We start from the raw sequence: 15,173 nt of genomic DNA on the forward strand, positions 1-15,173 counted from the left end.
AGGACGATCAAAACTCACTTAAGAATTTTGATCGTCCTATTATTATGGTCTAGGAGCTAGTTTTTTCCCAGACACTTGAAAATGATTTTACATACCACCACGGGTATAACTAATGCGAGTAATATCAGGATATTTACGTAAATTCATGACAATAGAATTCTCATCCATTTTATTATTAATGATTCCGTCAACGTAGAAAACAACGCGGTCATCACTCACGTCGAGAATTTTAACAGTAACATTTTCGACGTGATTATCTGCTAGTTCTTGCTTGATTTTAGATAAAATATGATGCTGATTAATAGCCACAATCTGAATATTAAAGCGAATATGTGGCGTGATTTTACTGATTAATAGATCATCATGGAAAATCGTCTGAATAAAGAATAGCAAGACAGTAGATAAGATGCCGATAAAGTACATGCCGCCACCAACTGCCATGCCGATCGCAGCAGTAGCCCAAATCCCGGCAGCTGTAGTTAGACCAGAAACCTGCTCTTTTCTAATTAAGATTGTCCCGGCGCCAATAAATGAAATACCAGTAACAATTTGAGCCGCGATTCTGGATGGGTCTAGTGAAATGTTATGCATGCCCAATACGTCAATGAAGCCATATTTAGAAACGATCATGAACAAAGCAGCCGCGATGGCCACAACAATGTGAGTTCGCATGCCCGCACTCTTTCTTTGAATGGCACGTTCATAACCGATTAACGCCCCACAAAAAGCTGCGACAATAATTCTAAGTAGCCAATCTAATTCAGTAGTAATTGGCGCTAAAGTATGTATCATTAGCCTTCATCCTTTGTATAATCAACAATTAGTTCTATCTTCATTTTAACTTGAATTCAGAAAAATCATAGTCAGACAACTTTTTTGAAATTTTTTTAAAAAAGACTTGCACAGTTTCCATCTATATGGTTTAATAAATACTGTTGTCGGGTAAGACAACGAAGAGTTGCTGACTTAGCTCAGTTGGCAGAGCACCTCACTAGTAATGAGGAGGTCGGAGGTTCGAACCCTCTAGTCAGCATAAATAAACTCGTTATGACATGGCTTTAAAGCCATGTCTTTTTTGTTATAATTGAGTATTACAAAATTCTATGTAAAAATACGGATGGTGGCAAAATTTATTTAGGTGTAGATGATGAAACTAGAAAACCATGAGTGGGAGGAAACTTTAAATCATTGGTACACTAATGCTTTTGCTCACCGCGATTATTTACTACATTCATTTATTAAAGTTCAATTCGTTGATGACCGTATGGAGATTCTATCACCAGGAGGGATTCCTGATGGATTAACACTAGATGAAATTAAAGATGGAATGACAGCGGTTCGTAATCCGCAATTAGTTCATATTTTGGATAAGATGAATTACATTGAAAATTATGGAACTGGGATTGATCGAATGCTTAAAGCATATCAAGGGACGGGAACTCAACCCGAATTTAAGGTTACAGAGCATATGTTTAAGGTAACTTTCCCTAATTTGAATTATCAAATTAAAGAAAAAGGTGTAATTAGTAAGCCTGAAATACAAGAAGCTCTTAATCTGAGTGATTACTCTAGTAGAAAACTATTGTTAAATTTAAGAAAAGAAATAAAGTTGAAAAATTAGGTGGATCATTTAATACAAAATATAAACTGAAATAGATTATCGTTGATTTTCGTTGAATTCAACAAGCAATTACCAATAAAAAGTACGTTTTGCTATACCTTTTCATAAACCTGACTACAATGAGAGTTGAAGAAGGCGTTTTTGTATGACAAAAGAATATGAAAAAGAAGTCAAAGAAGCAGAAAGCGTATTGGAGGACCCAAAGTTAACTGACAGTGAGATTTCACAAGAATTGATTTCCAAAGATAATCCAACTGAAAATATAAAACCATCTGAGATTGATTTCTTGCGTAAAAAGCCAAATTTGACAACGCAAATTGATTTCACTTTGTTAGCTGACCTTGCTGGATTATCCAAGGAAGCTAAGGCAGAAGCGGCTGTATAGATAAAAATTTTACGTAGAAAAATGCATCCCCACAATCAGGGATGCATTTTTGTTACTACTTAACTGATTTTCTTTTTACATAGGCTGCGACTTCTATTTTGCCAAAGATATTAACCAGCCACATTTCTAATAAAGTTGCCAGTATGACCATGATTGCCAAGAAAATCAATCCACCATTAATAAAGTGGAAATAGTGGAGTGCAAATACAAGGCAATTCTGAGCTACAAGTATGTAAATTAATTCAGCTAAAGCATATTTAGCGGACCTTGTCTGCTCAACATAGTAGTTATCAATTTGCTTATTGAGCTTATCTAACAACTGTTTAGTATTGGCAGAATTTAATTCGTCTTTTGAAAAATGCCCAGTAAAGAAAAACTGCATACTTGTGTTTCCCAAAAAGTTAGTTGGGCTGAAATTCCGACAAAATGTTGAAATATGGATAGCTAGTGCCAAATTTACTAAAATTATAATTCCGTGCCAGGTATTGAAGTCGGCTTTTTGAACTGAAATAAATAGGTATTGCAGCAGTACAAATAAAGCAACAAGTGGTATGAATAAACTTAGTAGGCTTAAAAGGTGCGTATGTTTAAGAAAATGGTCTATTCGAGCTTGCTCAGAGTCCAGGTTTAGAGCATAATTTATATTATTCTCTGTTATCATGTTTGATCACTGAAGTTTCTAAAATTCTCTGATTAGGGAATAAATTTTACCATAACAAATTTTGTCTTCCAACGCCTTTATAGCATCAGTGTGGGGAATATTCAAAGATGTCGGTTTGGATTGATGGTTAAATTTAATGGGGTAAAGCAGCTGAAGAAATAAAATAGTGTTAGTTAATGTGTTAGACATGGTTAAAATGTTTAAAGCCTCTAGCATTAAGCAGAGTTAGTATTCAGGGCTGTATACAAAAAGACCGGTTTGAACCGGTCTTTATCTTATAAAAATTTACTTTAGGAGCGTTTGTGAAACTTAGCTACTCCCCAACTGATTAGATAGAAAGTCGAAATCAAAATGAATTGAATTTTTAATTCTAAAATGAATAGTGGAAAGTAAAACAAAACGGAAAACAATAGAATAATAGCGTAAATTCCTTCGAATGTTAGAAATAATCTGTTTCTTTTTCTATTTTTAAGTGTTGCTAGTATCATTTTTTCATTCACAAAGATCCCTCCTAATATTTTTTAAACTTCTATTATTTTGCTGGGATAATGACCGGTAATTGCCACCACATTACTGTAGCCTCCTCCCTTTTTTAATCATTTAGTAGGTTTGGTTAAATACTACTCCTTAGTGACTAGAACAGATTAATTTTGTATCACATAGTTTACAAACTATTTGGGCCAAGTTTTAATTAAATCTTGATAACCATATTTTTGTACTTCATTTCTAATTTTTTGCGCTTCCTCTTTATTGTTTAAAAATAAATTCTTTAAATATAAAGCGGCAATCTTATAAAGCAAAAAATGTATGGTTGGTTTTGATTCCATGATGTAGTCAATTATTTTTGGAACATGCATTAATTGAAGTGATTTTTTAGAAAGCTTTCTATTATAGCAAACTGCTAGATAATTCTCGAAGACACGCAAGTATCTTTCTTGTTCTAATTCGGAGATATTTTTATTGCTTTTCACCTCGTTAAGTAGTCTATTGATAAAAAATGCAAGGGTATCTTGTTCCCAGAGCGGCATTGTATTAGTAAAAAGTCGCAGTAATTCAGGATTAGTCATCCAGTTTTGTCCTTCATTAAATTCAATGAATAGATCTTTTTTTATTTTGGGATCGATTTGGTTTAATTTATTTTTTAAATATGCTACAGAAATCATAGCTCTTAATTTTAAAATCTTAGAGTGAGATTGTGACAGAATTTCTTGATAGCATGATTCAATTTCATCAATTTTTCCTACATTGAAGGCTTGTTCCATTTTATTATTTAAATCTGATTCAATCTTTTTTTGCTTTGAAGTATAGGTTGATCGCAATAATTGGTAAAAGTAAGTAATATCAACATCATGTTCAAAAAGAATCGCGGCTAATTTATCTGCACTAATTCTGCTTTTTCCCGCTTCTACTTTCGCATAAAAAGGCCGAGTAACAATGTTAGCAGCCATTTCTTTTTGAGTGAGGTCTAGATTTTGTCTAATTTTTCGTAGTGCTTGTCCAATAGTCATAAAAAATCCTTTACTCTAAAATATTTTCTTCTCTACGATATATGATTATTATAAATGATGAAAATATAAGCGGATAAATTAAGGAGAACTATGGATATCGGAACGGCATTAAGACATTTGAGAGATGATCTAGGTTTGACACAAAAGCAAATGATTCAGGGGACGAAAATAACTGTTAGTCACTATTCTAAATTAGAGAAGGGACAAAACAGGATATTTATCGAAAACCTAGTCGAGATATTGAAGCAACGAAATATTTCTTTATCATATTTTGTTGATCACTATCTTAATGATGAAAATAGTGAAAAAGAAGTAAATTATTCAGAAATATTAAATATTGCTTTTTACGAAAAAGATAAGATCGCTGCTAAAGAAATAAAACGACAAATTTTTTCAGATAAGAGTTCTAGCAATGAATTGAGAGATAGAGCAACATTAATTGTGGATATGATAGACAACCAGGGACAGAGTAATGCTGATGCTCGAATCATTAATTCTATTTTCAAACATGACAACTGGACTCAGTATGACGAGGCAATAATATTATTAGGTAATACTATTAGAACTAGTAATGTATTAAATATGAGTCCTTTGGTATTGACGCTAATTAGAAAATATAAAGATCTAGATAAAGAAAAAATCGAAAAACAAAAAAGATTAGCAACGGTTGGAATTAATTAATTATTTATTTAATTTTCGAAAGTTAAGTAAAGAGTTTAATAAAACTGTGCTAAAAATTATAAGCTGGATTAAAACAACATCGATTGTTCCTGAGTTAGGCATTATTCGAGAATTAAATGCATATTTTTTAGCAGTTTATGAAAGAAACATTTCTGTCTCAACTAATATCAAAAATGTCCTTAAAATATCAGGTTATCAAAATCTTGCTAATGATTTACCTAATTAATCCCCTGAGAGGGGATTGAGTTGCTGAGGAATGAGAAGTAGATAAAATCATAGGAAAGAGAGGCATAGTAATTTGATTATTGTTAGTTATCCAGTTTTACCTGAATAACTCTGAGTTCATACAGTACGAGGAGATATAAATTATGAAAAAGAAGATTTTGTTAATCCTAGGTGTAGTAGTATTAGGAAATACTTTGTTTTTTAATTCGAGTGTAGCTTCTGCAGCGACTAATAATAGATATTCCGTAAATAATACAATTCGTCAGGCACCTAATACTGGCGATGCTCCTGGTGGATGGGGCATTACTCCTGGTCATACACATTGGGGCTAAGTGATAGAAGCAATGAATTTTCATTGCTCTTTTTATTTTGGGATGCGAATTTTATGAAGAAAAGTAAAATCATATTTTTAATAGAGCTTGTATTAAATATTATTGCTGCTGTTTTTCTAGTAATAAATAATTCATTCAAAAATTTATTAGATGTAGGCGTTGTATTTTTACTACTTCTATTGCTTATTTGGAATTTTTTAAGAAGAAAAATTGAGATTAGTTTAAAACTATCATGGCTCAATCTTATGATATTACCAGCAATTTTTACTTATTGCTTAAATACTGTAGCTAATGTTTTGTTGGTAAAATATCCTGTTAAAAGTGTTTTAATAGCTATAATTTATAGTTTGTTATTCTTAGTTTATTTGCTTCTGGTAGTAATTACTAATGCGGGATTGGTTAAGAATAAGTATGCTAGAGTTTTTATTGCAATGTATTATATTGTGCTATTACTTTTTAGCGAAAACTTACATATGAATGACTACTTATCATCCTTTGTAAATTGGTCTCACTCTGAAACTCTTAATGGATTAGCGTTAATTCCAATTATATTTTGCTTATTTAAAAGTTGGGATATTCGAGCAAAGCTTAATCTTAAATTTAGGCGATACTCAAATATACAGTTAATAGTCTTATTAGTAGCTGTATTCTTTGCTGCTTGGTATTCCTTCTTTCATAGCTATGTTTATATTGCACCAACTTTTTCGCAATTATTTTGGAATTGGGACTTCTCGGAAATTATCCCAACTGAACGAGCTGTTTTATGGAGGTTAGGAGCGATTTTATTCGAAGAAGGATTCCGGTATCTATTAATAATTGTATTGCTTTCACATTTTTCATTAGATCTTATTGCATTCTCGCTTTCTGCAGGTGGTGGCGGAATACTATCATGGTATGGCAATAATGATCTCTTGAGTAATGGTTTGAGCATGGTTTTTGCTTTAGTTATGACATTGATTATATTTTTAGGTAAACAAAGGAAAATTATGCAAGAAAATGCTGCTAGATTAATTAATGCATGATGCATTTAAGATGGTCGAAAGATCATCTTTTTTATGCAATAAAGTGTCATATATAAATGACACCTACTATAAAAGTTGCTATTATTTTAAAAACATCACATATAAATGACACCTAACTAGATAAATAAAGAAGAATTCAATGAATCGAGTAAGAGAATATCGTAAGCAACAACAAATATCACAAATGGAGCTTGCTAGACGGATAGGGGTGGCAAGGCAAACCATTAATTTGATTGAGAATGATAAGTATAATCCATCGCTAGAATTGTGCCTGAACTTGGCGCATGCATTAGGGACGGATTTGAATACTTTGTTTTGGGATGGGGATGAAGCAAGATGAGACGAGAAAGTTTATGGCTTAGGTTTGTCAGATATTGGTATGGCATTGATAGCAAATTAGACGAGCGTCAATTAGCAGAGGTTGAACGAATTGGTAATAATGCCTATGTAATCTCTGGTGTAGTGGAACTGATCTTGCTGGTTATCACGCTAATCATGGCATTGACTGTCAAAAGTGAAATAGCTTTGTGGTTTTTACCATTAACAATTGCAGTTACGATGCTGTTGATGAGTATCTATACTTATTTGGCAATGCGAAAATTAAAAATATTCTCTATCGAAATTACAGCAGATGAACGCCCCAAAGCCATTCGTAGAATATGGATAAAGGCTACAGTAGCGGGAATAATCGGTGCAGTTTTTGGTACATTAGGTAGCGCACTAGGTACTTCTTCTGTGCAAAATAGTCTAGTAAATGTGCTTGATTTTTGGCCGCAAGGTCTATGGCTAGGCGTATGTTGCGGTGCTGGTAGTGCGATGGGAAGAGTGCAGCGATTGAAAGTAGTTAAAGAAGATAAATAAGTAAATCGAAAGTGGTCGATCCGCTTTTTTCATTGAAAAACTATATAATTAAAGTAACAACAAAATTTACAGCGAGGCGAAAAGGATGAAAAAACAAAATAAAACTGGCTCAATTGGCGTAGTGGGCGCCACGGCTATCGGTGTCGGTGGCATGATGGGAGCTGGTCTGTATACATTGCTCGGCTTGGCCGCAAAATCTGCTGGCGTTTGGCTACCGGTATCATTTTTAATTGGAGGTATTGTGGCCGCATTTTCAGTTTATTCATACTCCAAGTTAGGAATGAAATATCCCGATCGGGGCGGAGCCGCTAAGTTTTTGCTAAAGGAATTCGGTGACGGTCTGCTAGCTGGCGGGATGAATGTCTTCCAGTATATCGGTTGGATTATCGCCATGGCGTTATATGCGACCGGATTTGCGGAATATGCCTGTCAGTTATTGGGCAAGTCCAGTTCAGGCTGGTTAGGTAAAGCAATCAGTATCGGAATTGTCATCGTGGTTGTGGCAATTAATATTATGGGTTCCAAACAGGTGGCTCGGGCGCAAACGACAATTATTGCGTTTGAATTGCTTATTTTACTGGCCTTTGTAGCGGTAGGTTTAACTAAATTGCATGTGCCGACAATTACTAGTTCAAATGGCGGTAATATTGTTGGCGTTCTATCCGCTGCAGGTTTACTTTACGTAACTTATGAAGGCTTTGGCGTGGTTACTAACGCCGCCGGGAGTATGGTAAATCCTAAAAAGCAGTTGCCGCAAGCACTGTTCTTTTCATTAGGAATCGTTATGGCAATCTATATTGTAGCTAGTGTAGTTGTAGTGATGACCTTAGGCGTTCAAGGCGCGGTAGCTAATCAAGGTCACGTTTTAGCAACGGCTGGCAAGCTAGTATTAGGCAACTGGGGCATGATTTTAATCAGTATTGCAGCACTAGTAGCGACGGCTTCGGCAGTTAATTCGACCATGTTTGGGGATAATAATTTAGCTATTAGAATTGCTAGAATCGAAGAAATTCCACCTCAGTTTGGTGTAATGACTGAAATCGGTGGCACTTGGGGCTTATTTATCACTTCACTGATCGTTTGTGTTTTCGTAGTGATTTTCCCTTTGTCAGCTGTCGGTGAGATGGCTAGCCTGGCCTTTTTGCTAGTGTACGCGATGGTCAACTTGGGTCACTTGCGCATTGCCAAGCAGACAGGAGCTAAGCGCTGGATTTTAGTTTGTTCAGTCATTTTGAATTTAGCTTTATTTGCTTTATTATTTATTCAAACAATTCTCAATCATGAAACTTTAACTTGGATTTCGGTAATTGCCTTGTTAGTTATCAGTTTTTTAGTTGAATTAGCTTGGCGTAAGAAGAACAAGCGCAACTTACATTGGTTGGGAAAACAATAATTCATGGAATAAAAAGTCGATTTTGTTTCGTTTAAGCGATACAAAAATCGACTTTTGTTCTTTTTCTAAGAAAAACAATATCTTTCAATTTGTGATCTAGCTATACTTTCCTTAACGAATTTCGAAGCGAGGGAAAATGGATGAAAAAGTTGTTGATCACAAGTGCTACGGTTTTAGCTTTATTAATTGAAGGAAATAATACAGTACAGGCTGCAGTTGAACAAATCGATACATTGCCTAAGAATGCAGAGACTGCTAAAAAGATCAGTATCAAAGAAACGCAAAACAGTGTTTTAACAGGAGATTATGACCCAGAAACAAATTTAATTTCCTGGGAAATAAAACTAAATCCTAAAATGGGGAAGTTTACTGGTGACTTAAAATTAGAAAATTTAATTCCAGTGGGTCTAGTGCTAGATCCGGATACGATTGAAGTAATTAAGAATGATGATTTTATTCAAAATTCTAGTGTCATTAAGTTGAAGCAGAATAAGTTAACGGCGGTCTTTCCAGCTGAAAAATATTCTGGCAGTACGATTCTGATTAAGTATCAAACGAAGGTGAAGGCTGAACCGACAGAGTCTAACTACCTGCGAGTCAGTCAGGCATTTAAGTTTGGCGATGATCAGACTAAGGAATATGAGCAAGACGTTAAGTATAATCGTGAAAATAAAGATTTTATCATTGAGCCGCCACGCAAAGAGGCAAGTCAAGATGATCAGCAAATTTCATTCAAGCCCAAGTCAAAGACTGATGAAACGCACAATGAAGATTGGTTTAAGCGTTTAGCAGAATTGATCGTAGGTAAAAAAGAAACTACTTCAGATAAAGGAGGTGAAAAGACACAAGAGCAAGTCAAAAATCAAAAGCAGCGGCCTTCCCTAGAAAATACGGACCTTTCACGCACTCCAACTGCTAAAGGGCTGACTGGTTTTGATACAAAGACGACTGAGGTAAAAACTAAGGCCCAACCAGTTTCGGGGACAGTGAAATTTGATTCTGACGAAGATGAGAATGATGAAAAAGATAGTATCGTCTCGCCTAAATCAGAAACCCATCCAAATAAACACCATCTACTCTCTAATGAAAAAACTGATACCTCAAAAACTGGTGCCAAATTACCTCAAGCTGGTGAAAGTGCAGGCATTATTCTCAGTTTAGTTGGTATTCTTTCACTAGCCATTGGGAAGTTGATTCGAACAAAATTCTTAAATTAAGATATTTCCACTAAAATCAGGATTTTCAATAGCAAAAATAGTCTCTTTCACGTATTATTGAGATAGATAAACTTGTATTATGAAAGAGAAACAAACATGCCGTACACTATTTCAGAAATTATTGTTTTATTTTTTACTTATTCGGTTATCGGCTGGCTTTGGGAAACCTTTTATTGTTCGATCAAAGACCACCATTATGATTACCGGGGATTCTTATTTGGTCCTTACTGCCCCGTATATGGTTTCGCAGTTACGACAATTTTAATTTGTACTCAAGATGTGCGAAACAATATCTTTCTTTTATTTATAGTAGGGACAATTGTGGCCACCATTTTTGAGTTTGTGGCTAGTTGGCTATTAGAGATAGTCTTTCATATGAAACTTTGGGATTATTCCAAATTATGGGGAAATATTCAAGGACGCGTTGCACCAATGATTTCATTATTTTGGGGCATTGGCGTGGTTTTATTAGTAAAGTTTGTCCAGCCATTTATCCAAAAGATTATTAATGATGAAGAAAAGCTAACGCACGGCTGGTTAGCGGTAGGAATTACGATTGTCATGGGGATCGACTTAGTTTTGACAGTAATCAGTGTCGAACACTTCCATACGACAACGAAGATGTGGGACGCCCATATCAATCACTTTATCGAACGTGTAAGAGCTAGAGTAGAAAGCCATATGCCTGAAAAAGGCAAATTGCGGGTTGGCGATTGGCGCCACTCAGTAATTCAGCACTATGATGAGTTGCAACCGCATCAATTGAGCTGGAACCACAAACGTTACTTGAAGAGTTTCCCTAAGTTAAAAGTTACGGATGCACCTAAGTTCATGGAAATTAAAAAAGAAGTATTGAAGAAAGAAACTAAGTAAAATTCAATCTTCAACAGTAAAAAAGTGATGATCTAACATAGGATCATCACTTTTTCTTATCCGTTAATTCTATTGGCTTCACGCGTTTTGCTCTTAATCTCGGTGTAGTTATCCAGTACGTTAGCATAACGACCGAGAGTAAAAAGATAATCGGAAAGGCGATTGATATATTTTAATACGCTATCTGATAATTTTTGTTCTTCTAAACTCAACTTAACTAGTGCCCGTTCGGCTCGGCGAGCGATGGTTCTGGCATACTGAAGATTGGCACCAGTGACTTTACCACCGGGCAAAATAAATTCAGGAATAGTCGGAATTTTAGGTGTTAGTTCATCAATTCGCTGTTCAAGTTGCTTAACCGTTTCAGGTGTAATTTCTTGATGGTGCTTTACTACAATATCAGCTTGCAATTGGTACAGCTTGCGTTGGACGTCTTGTAGTTCATTTCGAAGCTCTAGGCAATTTTTAGATAAATTAGCGATTACTACACCTAAGTAGGATTGCAATTCATCAACGTCGCCTAAAGCCGCAATTTGCAAGTTATATTTTGGCACCATCTTGCCGGTGACTTGCTTAGTTAAACCTTGATCACCAACTTTAGTATAAATTTTGATCATATCATACCTGCTTTTCGTTTATAATTGGCTAGCGCTAAAGTTAGAGGCTTATATAAAACAAAATAAAAGCCAAAATTTCCCAAGCAGTGATAGGTGTCGAATAAAAAGCTGCCGGCTACGTAGCCTAAGAATGATGACCAGCCACCCCAGATTGACATGCCGAAGTTAATTAACAAACCGTACACATAACCTAGCAGGGTAGCTACAATGACTTGCATCCAGAAATGTTGCCTTAGCGGAGTAGTTTTATCAAGTAAGATTACTACTAAAACGCAGCCGACATAAGCCATAATTTGGGGAATAGTCCAAATGCCGAAGCCTAGATAGATATTCGATAAGATCATGGTTAAGGCTGACAAGGCAAAACCAAAACCGGCGTCCATTGTTAGGGTAACAATCATAATAATGTCAGTTACTGGCTGAACATTAGGAATATCAATAACTTTAAAAATTCTGAGCGTAACGCACATGGCCACTAAGATTGCTAGTAGCGCCAGCGAACGAATTTGAATTCTTTCTTTAGTAAGCATTTTTATTTAATCCCAGCTAATTTCCAAACTACGCGGTCGTTGCGGTGTAATGGTTGTTGGTAAGCACCTTTAGAAGCAAACTTGCCGTTGATCGTGTAGGTCCAATAGATGTTCTTGCGCTTGTTTTGGCTTCAGCCAGCGATACTGGTAACGAAACCATTGATGCTTTTGACGTGCCAGCCTTTTTTCAGACCGGTGATTACTTTGGCATTTTTCTTAACTTTAAAACTCTTGTGGGCAAAGCTCTTGTTGCCTTTCTTAAGCGTGTAATGCACTTTGATGTATGAAGCTGCTTGCGCATTAGTAGTTGGTGCAACGCCAGTAAAAAGCAAGCTTACAAATACAGCACCAGTAGTAGTTAAACTGAATAATTTTGTTTTAGTCATTTTCTTACTCCTCTGATAATTATTTTACTTTTGCTAGGGTGAATTTAATTTTGTCTCGATTATTAACAGTTTGCTCATTAGCGCCCTTAGAGGCAAACTTGTTGTTAATCGTATAGGTCCAGTAGATCTTTTTCTTAGGATTTTGGGCTTTGCCATCAATAGCAGTAATTAGCCCTTTAGTTTCTTTAACATGCCAAGCTTTTTTTAAGCCGGTAATTACCTTGACTTTTTTAGGAACTTTTACGGTTTTAGTACCGATAGTCTTTTTATTTTCTTTTAAAGTGTAATTAACTGAAATTTGGTTAGTTGCACTTTTTTTGGTGGCAGAATTATTGTTAGAACATGCAGTTAAAGCTAGGGTAAAGAAAGTAATAATTGCAAAAAATAAATTAAGTTTGCGTTTGCTCTTCATTTTTTCCTCCGAATATTTACTTAATTGGGCAAGCACCGCCGGCACAATCTGATTGGTCGACTAGTTCTAAGCCTTTTTGATCATCATTTTGTTTAGTAAAGACTTCTTCAACATTGGCAGTAATTAAAGCGGTTCTTTCTTCGTAAGTCTTTTTATCGATTGGTTCTTTAGGAGCTTGCTTAAGTGAGCCACCATAATAAGGCAATAATGAAGTTGACTTAATAGTATGGCGGTATTGGTAAAGCAGTGAGGCTATCTGATTGCTTTCGTCACTTTGAAAAGTAACGGTACAGCTGACAGCATTGTCTGACCAATAAGTTTGCAAAAATGCTTGGGTTGCGAATTGCTCTGCAATAGAAACCGTTCCGGCTGAAGCGAAGTTTTTACTATCAGCGTGAGCGGCACGAAGCGGAAATTCAACACAGATTGTATTTGGTGTGTAAATATCTGGCTCAGTGTGATAACCGCATTCTTTTAATGCTGGTAAAAGGGGATCGCTAGCTTGGAAACGAATCCGTTGAATTAAATAGCCAGCATAGTGGAAATGCATCCCTTCGCTCACTCCAGCTAACTTAGCTACCGTACCTGAAGGCTTAACAGTAGTGTGCTTGATCGACTCGTTGCAACCTAATTCTTGGCTGTAAGCCTTATCTGCATTAACTACAGCTTGGTATAAATCATTAGCTCGCTTAATTGCTTGTGGGTCATAGATTGGCTTTTTGATCTCTTGACCACTTTCTTCATCAACTGCATTTTCAAAGTCAGTGACGACGCGGTGACCGAGGTCATTTAAAATCCAGTCTTGAATTCCTGACATTGAAACCCCAATTCGGCGATTCTTATGAATAATTTTGCGTGAGATTTCCCAATCGTAAGAGCTGAAGGTAACTCGCTTAGTATACCGAGCAGCCAAGGCAAAGGCTTCCTTAAGATCCCAGCCTTCTTGTTCTGCGACATAAGGGAAAACTTCGAAGAGATTACATGGCTCACCATTAGCTAAAGAAATTTCGCCACAAGGATTGGTTCCTTCAACACTCTCGTCAATTCCAGCTTGGTAGCCATCCGCAATTCGACCATAATTGCGTGAAAGATCAAGGTTGACGATTCCAGGCTCACCGTTGTGTAAAATTCCGTCGGCGATCGGACCATAATTATTAAATTTAGAATTAATGGCCACGCTATTGTTAGAAGCCCAGCGGTGGTGGTAAAGCTTTTCTTTATCTTGCTTCATCTTGATAAAGTCTTGGTTGTCACTAGAGCCTAAGGCTAATTCAGCTGAGCGGCGCACATTGCCAGCAACTACAGTTTTGCCAATTAAGTTACAAATATCGGTCCCATCAACAGCGGTTAATCTACTGCCGACGCGCGCATTAATGACATTGTTGATATCGATGAGCATTTCGACTAAGGGCATAGGTCCTGAAGCAGTACCGCCAAAGCCGTGAATCTTAGCACCGTAAGGACGAATATCTGAAATATCAAGTACCAATTTGGTCTTGTGATCTGGGTTAGTAGCGTTAAAGTGCATGTCGATTAAACGAGCATTAGCTAAGACCCAGCCTTCACGTGTATCAGGCAATTTGTAATAAATTGTGTCATCGTCATTGTTTTGCTTCTCCCATTCGTCTTTATCAATAGCACCGACTTTAAGAGAAGCAGCGTAAGAGGCGCTTCTTTTGTCGATAACTACGGCTAAATCTACTTTATGATCGATTGGAGGAATTTGAGCAATATTTTCGTTGACCACTGAGAAACCAACGCCGCCGCCTTTCATTAATTGATCAAATAAGAAGGAGAAAGGCATTGAAACGGCTTTTTGCGCAGGATCAAGATAATCGGGAACAATATGACTATCGCCGTAATTTTGAGGACGGATGGCGATGAACCAACAATTGTTTAAAGAATCACCGTTACGTTTTTGATAATCAGTACCTGAAATCCAAAGATTACGACCAGATGGAGTCGCAGCTAAGCCATAGACTAAACGAAATAGCTTTTGTGCTTCAGTAGTCAATTCTGCGATTACATCGGCAGACGGATTATCTTGTAAACGAGGATCAAGATTAATATTGCCTTCAATAACTCGTTTGACAGTTTCATCCCAATTCTCGGCTCTATTTTGGTCAGGAAGCCAGCGGGCATAAGTTCTCTTGTAGGTAACCCAACCTAATTCTCCCCAATGAGGTTTAACTTTTTGTTTCACTGAATCGATGAAGTCAGGATCCAGTTTAATTCTTATGGTAGGCATAAAAAACTCACTCCTAAAAGTTATTATTGTTTCACAAAACACATTATCTATGAATACATTTACGAGCATACCACAATATGTTGTGTTATACATTGAAAATTTTCACGTAAAAGAGATTTGCATTCTACAATTTAGGTTAGTAATAGGGGTTAAGAAAAATAAAAAATATTCAGCAGCAAATTTGCTACTGAATATTCTGAG

Annotated in this window: 19 protein-coding genes, 1 tRNA gene and 1 pseudogene; 12 read left to right on the forward strand and 9 right to left on the reverse strand. The window is 36.1% G+C overall.

All coding sequences use genetic code 11. The features are described from left to right. Nucleotides 1-87: 87 nt before the first annotated feature. Complete coding sequence (locus Q0Y84_RS08705; protein ID WP_297952841.1) at nucleotides 88-789, reverse strand: MgtC/SapB family protein; 702 nt, start codon at nucleotides 787-789, stop codon at nucleotides 88-90. 171 nt (nucleotides 790-960) lie between these two features. Here Q0Y84_RS08705 and Q0Y84_RS08710 point away from each other — a divergent pair. The 3 genes from Q0Y84_RS08710 (at nucleotide 961) to Q0Y84_RS08720 (ending at nucleotide 2,006) form a co-directional block, all read left to right on the forward strand. Then, nucleotides 961-1,033 (forward strand) — tRNA-Thr (locus Q0Y84_RS08710). Nucleotides 1,034-1,147: 114 nt separating this feature from the next. After that, nucleotides 1,148-1,621 carry an ATP-binding protein gene (locus tag Q0Y84_RS08715; protein WP_297952766.1) on the forward strand — a complete coding sequence of 158 codons (474 nt, stop codon included), beginning with the start codon at nucleotides 1,148-1,150 and terminating at the stop codon, nucleotides 1,619-1,621. Between the two features lie 145 nt (nucleotides 1,622-1,766). After that, nucleotides 1,767-2,006: a hypothetical protein gene (locus tag Q0Y84_RS08720; RefSeq protein WP_297952768.1), complete on the forward strand. Its 240-nt coding sequence runs from the start codon at nucleotides 1,767-1,769 to the stop codon at nucleotides 2,004-2,006. A 55-nt stretch (nucleotides 2,007-2,061) separates the two neighbouring features. On the opposite strand, the gene Q0Y84_RS08725 is transcribed toward Q0Y84_RS08720, so the two are convergent. Then, nucleotides 2,062-2,388: a hypothetical protein gene (locus Q0Y84_RS08725; protein WP_297952770.1), complete on the reverse strand. Its 327-nt coding sequence runs from the start codon at nucleotides 2,386-2,388 to the stop codon at nucleotides 2,062-2,064. A 950-nt stretch (nucleotides 2,389-3,338) separates the two neighbouring features. Next, nucleotides 3,339-4,175, reverse strand: a complete 837-nt coding sequence (locus Q0Y84_RS08730) for a helix-turn-helix transcriptional regulator (protein WP_297952772.1) — start codon at nucleotides 4,173-4,175, stop codon at nucleotides 3,339-3,341. Nucleotides 4,176-4,265: 90 nt separating this feature from the next. Here Q0Y84_RS08730 and Q0Y84_RS08735 point away from each other — a divergent pair, with 90 nt between their 5' ends. The 9 genes from Q0Y84_RS08735 (at nucleotide 4,266) to Q0Y84_RS08775 (ending at nucleotide 10,779) form a co-directional block, all read left to right on the forward strand. Beyond that, on the forward strand, nucleotides 4,266-4,856 hold the full coding sequence (locus Q0Y84_RS08735; RefSeq protein ID WP_297952774.1) for a helix-turn-helix transcriptional regulator: 591 nt from the start codon (nucleotides 4,266-4,268) through the stop codon (nucleotides 4,854-4,856). Further along, entirely contained in the window at nucleotides 4,843-5,082 is a 240-nt protein-coding gene (locus tag Q0Y84_RS08740; RefSeq protein ID WP_297952775.1) for a hypothetical protein, read from the forward strand. Before Q0Y84_RS08735 ends, Q0Y84_RS08740 begins: the two co-directional genes overlap by 14 nt. A gap of 142 nt (nucleotides 5,083-5,224) precedes the next feature. Continuing rightward, on the forward strand, nucleotides 5,225-5,413 hold the full coding sequence (locus Q0Y84_RS08745; protein WP_297952777.1) for a hypothetical protein: 189 nt from the start codon (nucleotides 5,225-5,227) through the stop codon (nucleotides 5,411-5,413). Between the two features lie 53 nt (nucleotides 5,414-5,466). Next, entirely contained in the window at nucleotides 5,467-6,435 is a 969-nt protein-coding gene (locus Q0Y84_RS08750; protein ID WP_297952779.1) for a protease, read from the forward strand. A 139-nt stretch (nucleotides 6,436-6,574) separates the two neighbouring features. Beyond that, nucleotides 6,575-6,775 (forward strand): helix-turn-helix transcriptional regulator, encoded by a 201-nt coding sequence (locus Q0Y84_RS08755; RefSeq protein WP_297952781.1) that lies wholly within the window; start codon nucleotides 6,575-6,577, stop codon nucleotides 6,773-6,775. Then, nucleotides 6,772-7,296: a DUF3278 domain-containing protein gene (locus tag Q0Y84_RS08760; RefSeq protein WP_297952783.1), complete on the forward strand. Its 525-nt coding sequence runs from the start codon at nucleotides 6,772-6,774 to the stop codon at nucleotides 7,294-7,296. The genes Q0Y84_RS08755 and Q0Y84_RS08760 overlap by 4 nt, the downstream gene beginning before the upstream one ends. Nucleotides 7,297-7,381: 85 nt before the next feature. Then, complete coding sequence (locus tag Q0Y84_RS08765; protein WP_297952785.1) at nucleotides 7,382-8,689, forward strand: APC family permease; 1,308 nt, start codon at nucleotides 7,382-7,384, stop codon at nucleotides 8,687-8,689. Nucleotides 8,690-8,829: 140 nt separating this feature from the next. Beyond that, nucleotides 8,830-9,906 (forward strand): peptidase, encoded by a 1,077-nt coding sequence (locus tag Q0Y84_RS08770; RefSeq protein WP_297952787.1) that lies wholly within the window; start codon nucleotides 8,830-8,832, stop codon nucleotides 9,904-9,906. 96 nt (nucleotides 9,907-10,002) lie between these two features. After that, nucleotides 10,003-10,779: a hypothetical protein gene (locus tag Q0Y84_RS08775; protein WP_297952789.1), complete on the forward strand. Its 777-nt coding sequence runs from the start codon at nucleotides 10,003-10,005 to the stop codon at nucleotides 10,777-10,779. 56 nt (nucleotides 10,780-10,835) lie between these two features. Here the strand turns inward: Q0Y84_RS08775 and Q0Y84_RS08780 are convergent, their stop codons facing one another. From Q0Y84_RS08780 to nrdJ, 6 genes and pseudogenes are all read right to left on the reverse strand, one after another. Beyond that, entirely contained in the window at nucleotides 10,836-11,396 is a 561-nt protein-coding gene (locus tag Q0Y84_RS08780; protein WP_297952791.1) for a cob(I)yrinic acid a,c-diamide adenosyltransferase, read from the reverse strand. Next, nucleotides 11,393-11,926: an ECF transporter S component gene (locus Q0Y84_RS08785; RefSeq protein WP_297952793.1), complete on the reverse strand. Its 534-nt coding sequence runs from the start codon at nucleotides 11,924-11,926 to the stop codon at nucleotides 11,393-11,395. Before Q0Y84_RS08785 ends, Q0Y84_RS08780 begins: the two co-directional genes overlap by 4 nt. Before the next feature lie 2 nt (nucleotides 11,927-11,928). Then, nucleotides 11,929-12,042 (reverse strand): annotated as a pseudogene (locus Q0Y84_RS12325) (DUF4430 domain-containing protein); the annotation flags it as partial. Nucleotides 12,043-12,057: 15 nt separating this feature from the next. After that, on the reverse strand, nucleotides 12,058-12,312 hold the full coding sequence (locus Q0Y84_RS08790) for a hypothetical protein (protein WP_297952795.1): 255 nt from the start codon (nucleotides 12,310-12,312) through the stop codon (nucleotides 12,058-12,060). 19 nt (nucleotides 12,313-12,331) lie between these two features. Further along, nucleotides 12,332-12,724 (reverse strand): DUF4430 domain-containing protein, encoded by a 393-nt coding sequence (locus Q0Y84_RS08795; RefSeq protein ID WP_297952797.1) that lies wholly within the window; start codon nucleotides 12,722-12,724, stop codon nucleotides 12,332-12,334. Between the two features lie 16 nt (nucleotides 12,725-12,740). Then, a complete protein-coding gene (gene nrdJ / locus Q0Y84_RS08800; protein WP_297952799.1) occupies nucleotides 12,741-14,972 on the reverse strand; it encodes a ribonucleoside-triphosphate reductase, adenosylcobalamin-dependent in 2,232 nt (743 codons plus the stop codon). Nucleotides 14,973-15,173: the final 201 nt, after the last annotated feature.

The sequence above is a fragment of the uncultured Lactobacillus sp. genome (assembly GCF_947367125.1).
Classification (GTDB): domain Bacteria; phylum Bacillota; class Bacilli; order Lactobacillales; family Lactobacillaceae; genus Lactobacillus.

What these genes read in the sequence shown, in the direction of transcription:
- Q0Y84_RS08715 (WP_297952766.1), top strand. Translation starts at nt 1,148, where the DNA reads ATGAAACTAGAAAACCATGAGTGGGAGGAAACTTTAAATCATTGGTAC.
- Q0Y84_RS08785 (WP_297952793.1), bottom strand. Translation starts at nt 11,926, where the DNA reads ATGCTTACTAAAGAAAGAATTCAAATTCGTTCGCTGGCGCTACTAGCA.
- Q0Y84_RS08745 (WP_297952777.1), top strand. Translation starts at nt 5,225, where the DNA reads ATGAAAAAGAAGATTTTGTTAATCCTAGGTGTAGTAGTATTAGGAAAT.
- Q0Y84_RS08730 (WP_297952772.1), bottom strand. Translation starts at nt 4,175, where the DNA reads ATGACTATTGGACAAGCACTACGAAAAATTAGACAAAATCTAGACCTC.
- Q0Y84_RS08735 (WP_297952774.1), top strand. Translation starts at nt 4,266, where the DNA reads ATGGATATCGGAACGGCATTAAGACATTTGAGAGATGATCTAGGTTTG.
- Q0Y84_RS08790 (WP_297952795.1), bottom strand. Translation starts at nt 12,312, where the DNA reads ATGACTAAAACAAAATTATTCAGTTTAACTACTACTGGTGCTGTATTT.
- Q0Y84_RS08720 (WP_297952768.1), top strand. Translation starts at nt 1,767, where the DNA reads ATGACAAAAGAATATGAAAAAGAAGTCAAAGAAGCAGAAAGCGTATTG.
- Q0Y84_RS08750 (WP_297952779.1), top strand. Translation starts at nt 5,467, where the DNA reads ATGAAGAAAAGTAAAATCATATTTTTAATAGAGCTTGTATTAAATATT.
- Q0Y84_RS08765 (WP_297952785.1), top strand. Translation starts at nt 7,382, where the DNA reads ATGAAAAAACAAAATAAAACTGGCTCAATTGGCGTAGTGGGCGCCACG.
- Q0Y84_RS08725 (WP_297952770.1), bottom strand. Translation starts at nt 2,388, where the DNA reads ATGCAGTTTTTCTTTACTGGGCATTTTTCAAAAGACGAATTAAATTCT.
- Q0Y84_RS08760 (WP_297952783.1), top strand. Translation starts at nt 6,772, where the DNA reads ATGAGACGAGAAAGTTTATGGCTTAGGTTTGTCAGATATTGGTATGGC.
- Q0Y84_RS08755 (WP_297952781.1), top strand. Translation starts at nt 6,575, where the DNA reads ATGAATCGAGTAAGAGAATATCGTAAGCAACAACAAATATCACAAATG.
- Q0Y84_RS08775 (WP_297952789.1), top strand. Translation starts at nt 10,003, where the DNA reads ATGCCGTACACTATTTCAGAAATTATTGTTTTATTTTTTACTTATTCG.
- Q0Y84_RS08795 (WP_297952797.1), bottom strand. Translation starts at nt 12,724, where the DNA reads ATGAAGAGCAAACGCAAACTTAATTTATTTTTTGCAATTATTACTTTC.
- Q0Y84_RS08770 (WP_297952787.1), top strand. Translation starts at nt 8,830, where the DNA reads ATGAAAAAGTTGTTGATCACAAGTGCTACGGTTTTAGCTTTATTAATT.
- nrdJ (WP_297952799.1), bottom strand. Translation starts at nt 14,972, where the DNA reads ATGCCTACCATAAGAATTAAACTGGATCCTGACTTCATCGATTCAGTG.
- Q0Y84_RS08780 (WP_297952791.1), bottom strand. Translation starts at nt 11,396, where the DNA reads ATGATCAAAATTTATACTAAAGTTGGTGATCAAGGTTTAACTAAGCAA.